The 3,640-nt window shown below is 64.7% G+C and carries 2 protein-coding genes; both read right to left on the reverse strand.

What is annotated here, in order from left to right; all coding sequences use genetic code 11:
* Positions 1-517 precede the first annotated feature (517 nt).
* Positions 518-1,885: an iron uptake transporter deferrochelatase/peroxidase subunit gene (gene efeB, locus AC4D14_RS18140; RefSeq protein ID WP_490904073.1), complete on the reverse strand. Its 1,368-nt coding sequence runs from the start codon at positions 1,883-1,885 to the stop codon at positions 518-520.
* Complete coding sequence (gene efeO, locus AC4D14_RS18145) at positions 1,882-2,814, reverse strand: iron uptake system protein EfeO (RefSeq protein ID WP_490904074.1); 933 nt, start codon at positions 2,812-2,814, stop codon at positions 1,882-1,884. The genes efeB and efeO overlap by 4 nt, the downstream gene beginning before the upstream one ends.
* Between the last annotated feature and the right edge of the window lie 826 nt (positions 2,815-3,640).

Raw genomic sequence — 3,640 nt, forward strand, 5'->3', positions numbered from 1 at the left:
GAAACCAGCCAAAAAAACCGGCCCACCACACACAAGGTGCGGCAAACCAGCCAATTCAACCAATCAAAAAACAATCGGTATCAACAAACTTGGCACACTATTGAGTTCTCAAACAACAGGCACATGCGTTTACTTTTCGGAGCCAGACCCGGAATTTATCTCCCGGAATCCTCCAAAGCTCTTTATTTCTTCGCCGTCTTGTGTTACTAACTTATTCTATTTCAATTCACTCTGTCAAATCGGCTCTTTTTCCCGGTTGAATCCCAGGAAGCGGAATTGATGAAAGAATTTACCCATCACGAATTAGAAGCAGATTTCCGCTTTAGTGCTGCGCACACGCAGGATCGGCTTCGAAATGTAAGGGGGTGGCTGCCCTCAGCGGGGCAACTCAGAAAACATTACACGGCGTCCGACGTGCGCGCAAACCGACAGCGGCCTCTGTGACGAGCGTCGCCTCCCCCGTAGATGGGCGACTGCAGGGCGGCTGGAGGATGACGCGCTCCTCCTCGGTGGGGGGTCAGGTGAAGAGCGGCTCGCCGATGAATCCGCCGGGTCGAATCCCCGGGGGAACGGCGAACAGGCCCGAGCCAGTGTGCTTGAGGTACTCCACAGCCAGGGTGTCCTTCTTGGCCATTGCCATCTGCATCGGCACATAGTGGGTCCGTGGGTCCTTCACGAATGCGATGAAGAACAGGCCGGCGTCGAGGTGGCCGAGTCCGTCGGATCCATCCGTGTAGTTGTAGCCGCGCCGGAGCATCTGCACACCGACGTTGCGGCTCGGGTGTGCCAGACGCACGTGGGAGTCAATGGGGATCAGTGGATTCCCATCGCTCCCCCGGAGCTCGAAGTCGGGGTCCGTGAACTCCTCACCACCGGATAACGGAGCGCCGGCCCCTTTGGTGCGGCCAACCAGGCCTTCCTGCTCCCTCAAGGACGTCCTGTCCCAGATTTCGATGTGCATCCGGATCCTCCGGGCGACAAGGTAGGTTCCTCCCGCCATCCACGCCTCACCGGCGCGGGTTCCCGCGCCGGCCCATACATGCTCCTCGAGCAGGGAAGCATCCTCGGCTCTAAGGTTGCTCGTTCCATCCTTGAAGCCGAACAGGTTTCGCGGGGTCGCCTGAGAACGTGAGGTGGATGAGGTGCGGCCGAAACCCAGCTGCGACCAACGCACGCGTGTCGTTCCAAACCCGATCCGGGCAAGGTTCCGGATTGCATGGACCGCCACCTGGGGATCATCGGCGCAGGCTTGGACCACCAGATCTCCGCCGGTGCGTTCCGGCTCGAGGTCGTCTCCGGGGAAATGCGGCAGGTCGGCCAGTGCATCGGGGCAGCGCCCCTCAAGCCCGAAGCGCGCTGCGCCGTCCTTCTCGAAAAGTCCGCGGCCGAATCCGAAGGTAAGGGTCAGGTTTCCCGCACCAAGATCAAGAGCTTCGCCCGTGTCATCAGGAGGAGCGTCGTAGGCGCCGTCGATGGCGCCACCCGCTCCCGTAGCACGGCCGTTGGTCATGGCCTCGGCGGCGGCTGTCCATTCCTTGAGCAGCTGAATGAGCGCCGCACGGTCGTCGGTCGTTACGTCGAAGGCGGCGATGTGGAGGTGATCCTGCGCCGGGGTTGCGATGCCTGCCTGCCTGTCCCCGTGGAAGGCGACGACGTCGGGCGGCCCTGGGAGCGACCCTCCTCCGGCTGCTGCTACATCACGGCCAACGACTCCGGCAGCCAGACCGGCCAGCGCTCCCCCGGCGCCCGCCAGGGAGAGCAATCCGCGTCGTGAGAGCCGGCCTCTGGGTGTGCCGGGCGTCTGTGCCGCCTCAACACCGTCCGCGACCGGCGTACTGCCGTCCGAGGATTGCGCGAAGCCACCGGTGTTCGTGCCGCCGGTCACGGCATTACGGCGGCGGTCAGCCTGGAGAGCGGTTCACCAAGGGCGTCGACGCGGGCAGCGAGTTGCTGGATCTGCTCCTGGTTGAGCTCGTCGTAGTAGGCAAATCCGGTCCCCGAGGCATGCTTGTCGAGCTCGGCCTGCAACGCGTCGAACTTCCCGCCGAGATCCACCGCCAATGCAGCATCTCTCCGCTCCAACGCGGGCTCCAGGCTCTCAAAAGCGGTTCGGGCGCCCTCAACATTCGCTTGGAAGTCCCACAGGTCGGTGTGGGACCAGATCTCCTCCTCGCCGGTGACCTTGCCTGTGGCGACCTCATCGAGCAGCTCCTTCGCACCATTGCCAATCGAGTCCGCAGTGAGTTCGACGGTGCTGGTTCGCTGGTTCAACTCCTTGGTGTCGGAGACGAGCTGGTCCGCAATGGCTTCTCGCTCCTGGGGCGTCATTGGGGTGTAGCCAGCCGGCGGGAACAGGTCCTTCTCCGCCCGGTGCCATCCGGTCCACTCCTGCCCGGGCTCGAGATCCGCTTCGCGTGCATCGAGCGTCGGGTCGAGCTCACCGAAGGACTCTGCCACGGGCTCAATGCGCTCCCAGTGCATCCGGGTTGCGGCATAGAGATCGCGCGCCGAGGCTTCATCGCCTGCCGCATAGGCGTCAGCGAATGCTTCAGTACCCGCGAGCAACTTGCGTGCCTCATCCGTCACGAACTGGGAGTACTCGCCTATGCCGGCGTCAACCAGGTTTGTGAATTCTGCGTCGGCGGAGGAAGCGCTCTCCGATGCGGTGCGCGCTACGCTCGGCTCACCGCCTACGGAAGGCTCCGTCGCTGCGCCTCCGCAGCCAGCCAGTGCCATCGGAAAAGCGAGGGCGGCCGCCACCGAAGCGAGCGTCCGTCGGTGGGCAGGGATGATGCGCAGTGGTGTGCTGGGCATGGATAAGTCCTTCAGGCGGTGGGGAACGTGGTGACAATCGTTGAAATGGAGGCATTGAGCCGCGGACCGGTTCTTGAGCCAGGTAGAATGGACGGCCTGATGAACGGTTCGACCTGGGCCGCCCCGGGCCGAACCGGGCTCGGTTTCCGGCAATTCGCCGAGCACTGCGGGCAACCCCTGGGCGGCGGCGGCGAGGAGCGCCCGCCATCTACTTAGGCTTACCTTATTTATCCTACCCAGAGGAGCAGGTCAGGCAAATCCCCCTCGTGTCGCTCGAAGAGCGCGGGCTCTGCCTATGTTGGACGACGTCGCCGGAGCGGCGCGTCAAGAATCGGCAGGATCTCCGGAGGGGTTCACCGCCGCGTGTCCTTGGCAGGCGCGCCTCGCGCTTGTGCTGCCGACAGAGCCGGAGGGCGCTGTGGAGGTGCGCGGACCGATCCATGGCGCCGACGGCCGTGTGAGTCGGCCAGCGTGGATGGCGCCGGGTCGGTGAGCTGCGGCGGGCGGCCCAGAGCCCGCGGTCGCAGGCCTCGTTGCCGGCGGCCAGGTGGGTCGGCGGGCGTGGATGGCGCTGCGCGGCTGGGCCGGTGCCGTCCGGTGGCCGGGGTGGTGCGCGGGCCGGCCGGGGGTGGTGCGCGGGCCGTCCGGGCCGGCCGGGCCGGCCGGGCCGGCGGGGGTGGTGCGCGGGTGGTGGGTGGTTGGATGGTTAAGCAGGTGAAGCCCTGACGTTTCCGTCAGGGCTTCACTTGTAATGGTTGTCCGGCGGTGTCCTACTCTCCCACACTCTCTCGGGTGCAGTACCATCGGCGCTGTGGGTCTTAGCTTC

Source organism: Arthrobacter sp. TJ-254 (assembly GCF_058269175.1).

Coding starts and splice junctions, on each gene's coding strand:
- efeO (WP_490904074.1), bottom strand. CDS start 2,814: ATGCCCAGCACACCACTGCGCATCATCCCTGCCCACCGACGGACGCTC.